The sequence below is a fragment of the Arenibaculum sp. genome (assembly GCF_035998295.1).
Taxonomy (GTDB): Bacteria; Pseudomonadota; Alphaproteobacteria; order Azospirillales; family Azospirillaceae; genus DASYHS01.
In genome coordinates this window covers 1-2,914 of record NZ_DASYHS010000248.1, presented here as the reverse complement: position 1 = coordinate 2,914, position 2,914 = coordinate 1, and the positions used below count along the sequence as shown (strand labels likewise).

General features: G+C 67.6%; 5 protein-coding genes. 4 read left to right on the top strand and 1 reads right to left on the bottom strand.

Translation table 11 applies throughout. The annotated features are described in order from the left end of the window. Positions 1 to 321 (bottom strand): PaaI family thioesterase (locus VGO20_RS23505; protein ID WP_327504826.1); only part of this gene is annotated, 321 nt, incomplete at its 3' end. Between the two features lie 123 nt (positions 322 to 444). Here VGO20_RS23505 and VGO20_RS23500 point away from each other — a divergent pair. The 4 genes from VGO20_RS23500 (at position 445) to VGO20_RS23485 (ending at position 2,887) form a co-directional block, all read left to right on the top strand. Beyond that, positions 445 to 1,242: an enoyl-CoA hydratase gene (locus tag VGO20_RS23500; protein ID WP_327504825.1), complete on the top strand. Its 798-nt coding sequence runs from the start codon at positions 445 to 447 to the stop codon at positions 1,240 to 1,242. Between the two features lie 290 nt (positions 1,243 to 1,532). Continuing rightward, on the top strand, positions 1,533 to 1,733 hold the full coding sequence (locus tag VGO20_RS23495) for a type II toxin-antitoxin system HicA family toxin (RefSeq protein WP_327504824.1): 201 nt from the start codon (positions 1,533 to 1,535) through the stop codon (positions 1,731 to 1,733). 24 nt (positions 1,734 to 1,757) lie between these two features. Beyond that, a complete protein-coding gene (locus VGO20_RS23490; protein ID WP_327504823.1) occupies positions 1,758 to 2,144 on the top strand; it encodes a type II toxin-antitoxin system HicB family antitoxin in 387 nt (128 codons plus the stop codon). Positions 2,145 to 2,452: 308 nt separating this feature from the next. Next, on the top strand, positions 2,453 to 2,887 hold the full coding sequence (locus tag VGO20_RS23485; protein ID WP_327504822.1) for a CoA-binding protein: 435 nt from the start codon (positions 2,453 to 2,455) through the stop codon (positions 2,885 to 2,887). Positions 2,888 to 2,914: the final 27 nt, after the last annotated feature.

The window sequence follows — 2,914 nt, the reverse complement described above, 5'->3', positions numbered from 1 at the left end:
CACCGGGGCCGGCCTGGGGCGGCGCAGGAAGTTGATGGTCATGCTCGTGGTGACGGCCAGCTCGACCCGGCCGATCCGGCTGAGCACCGCGGCGTAGAGCGCCACGTCGGCGAGGCCGAACAGCGCCGGCCCGGTGATCGTCCCGCCCGGACGCACGAAGTCGTCGCGATAGGGCATGCGCAGGCGCGCGAACCCCGCCTCCAGCGTCTCGACCGTGACGCCGAAGCCGCCGACCAGCGGCACGCCGTCGCGGATCAGCGCCTCCAGCTCCGCGACGCCGATCGCCGCTTGCGTATCGCCTTTCTCCAAGGTCGCCTCCATGCCATCGAAGGCGCCATCCTTGCCGATCGCGACACCGGCGACAACATGCGTGCAGCGCGGGGCCGCCCGGACTAATCTGGCCGCGGAACCCCGAAGACGAGACAGAGAAGGAGGCCGCGTGCCATGACCGCCGCCGCCCAGACCGAGCAACGGGTCCTCCTGCGCGAGGACGCCGACGGGATCGCGACGCTGACGCTCAACCGCCCGGCGGCGCGCAACGCGCTGTCCACGGGCCTGATGATGGAGTTCCAGGCCGCCCTCGACGCGATCGCCGAGGACCGCACGGTCAAGGTCGTCGTCGTCGCCGGCGCGGGGCCGGCGTTTTGCGCCGGCCACGACCTGAAGGAGATGCGGGCCAATCCCGGCCACGGCATCTACGAGGCGCTGTTCCGCCAGTGCTCGCGGCTGATGCTGACGATCACCCGCCTGCCGCAGCCGGTCATCGCCCGGGTCCACGGCATCGCGACCGCCGCCGGCTGCCAGCTCGTCGCGACCTGCGACCTCGCGGTCGCGGCCGAGAGCGCGCGCTTCGCCACGCCGGGCGTCAATATCGGGCTGTTCTGCTCGACGCCCATGGTCGCGCTGACGCGCGCCGTGGGCCGCAAGCAGGCGATGGAGATGCTGCTGACCGGCGACATGGTCGACGCCGCGACCGCGCGGGCGCATGGCCTGGTCAACCGCGTCGTCCCGGAAGACCGGCTCGACGCCGAGGTGACGGCGCTGGCCCGGCAGATCGCGTCCAAGTCGCCGCTGACGCTGAAGATCGGCAAGGAGGCCTTCCACCGCCAGATCGACCTCGACCTTGAGCAGGCCTACGACTACGCCAGCCGGGTCATGACCGAGAACATGATGGCGCGCGACGCCGAGGAAGGCATCGACGCCTTCCTGGCCAAGCGCCCGCCGGCCTGGGAAGGGCGCTGAGGATCGCGCGGGAGCCGCTCGCCGCAACGGGAAAGTTCCCGTAGATCAACCTCATATGGACGCTTTTTAAAGCACAAAGGCATTTGCGGCGACCGCCTCTTCCAGAAGGTCGCGGTTCAGGCGATGCGGTGCTGCGGCTCGATGGCTGGAGCACTCCCTTGGTAAGGGAGAGGTTGTAAGGTTGATCCTTACCCGCATCCTCGCTCCATCGGGACGATCGCCCTCTGCCACGGTCCGCAGCCAGTGCGTATCAGGGTGCAATTCCTGTTGACTCATGCATTTCAGTGCGCATGAATACACACGTGGATAGCCGAGACGTCATAACGGCCATTGAGGCCGACGGCTGGTACAAGGTCGCCCAGAAAGGCAGCCACGTGCAGTTCAAGCATCCGACGAAACCGGGCCGTGTAACTGTCCCGCATCCTAAGAAAGATATACCGGTCGGCACGCTCCGCAGCATCGCGAAGCAGGCGGACATCATTCTACGGTAGCCCGCAGATCCCAAGGAGGGAACCATGGCGGATTACATCGCTCTCATCCACAAGGAGCCGGACAGCGACTACGGAGTGTCCTTTCCCGACTTTCCGGGATGCATCACGGCGGGCGCCACGCTCGACGAGGCGAAGGTGCTGGCTACCGAAGCTCTGGCCTTCCATGTCGAAGGCCTGATCGAGGACGGCGAGCCGATCCCGATCCCCAGTTCGCTCGACGACGTGATGACCGATCGGGCGCATCGGGACGCCGTGGCGTTTCTGGTTTCCCTGCCCGAGCCGGCGAAGACCGTGCGCGTCAACATCACCATGTCGGATCGCGATCTCGCGGAGATCGATGCCGCCGCCAAGGCTCGGGGCATGACCCGCTCGGCCTACCTGGTCGAGGCGGCCAAGCGCGCTGCCGCATGACCGCCCGCCGCTCGGGCTGAGGCAGCCGGCCCGGAAAGGCCGTTGCTCCCGAAACGCCACTCGTTGCAGCTTCGGATTGCTGGCGGATTCTCGGATCGTGCGCGAGCCGAGAAGGCATCACCCCGCTTGACGACCACCGGCCCCAGCGGCGCAAGATGGCCGCGGCGACGGGCGGGCCGCTTCCCGCCGGCACCCGGCCGCTCCGATCCGAGACCCGTCACGTTACCGAGGCGCGAAGCGACGTGGACCACAAAACCTATACCGATCAGTACCTTGGCGACGTTCTTTCGAGCGTCGGGACAATCGCGATGGTCGGCGCGTCGGCGACCGAGACGCGGCCGAGCTTCTTCGTGATGAAGTACCTCCAGGCCAAGGGCTACCGGGTGATCCCCGTCAATCCCGGGCTCGCCGGCCAACAGGTCCGGGGCGAGACGGTGTATGCCAGCCTCCCGGACGTGCCGGTCCCGGTCGACATGGTCGACATCTTCCGCAATTCCGCCGCCGCCGGGCCGATCACGGACGAGGCGATCCGCATCGGCGCCAAGGTGGTGTGGATGCAGCTCCAGGTCCGCAACGACGAGGCCGCCGCGCGCGCCGAGGCCGCGGGACTGCGCGTCGTCATGGACCGTTGCCCGAAAATGGAATACCAGCGTCTGCACGGAGAGTTGAGCTGGGGCGGGATCAATTCCGAGGTGATCACCAACCGCCGCCGCCCCGTAAAGGCCGTCCGCAAGCTGATGTGAGGAAGGGACCCATGGCTGAACAAAGGA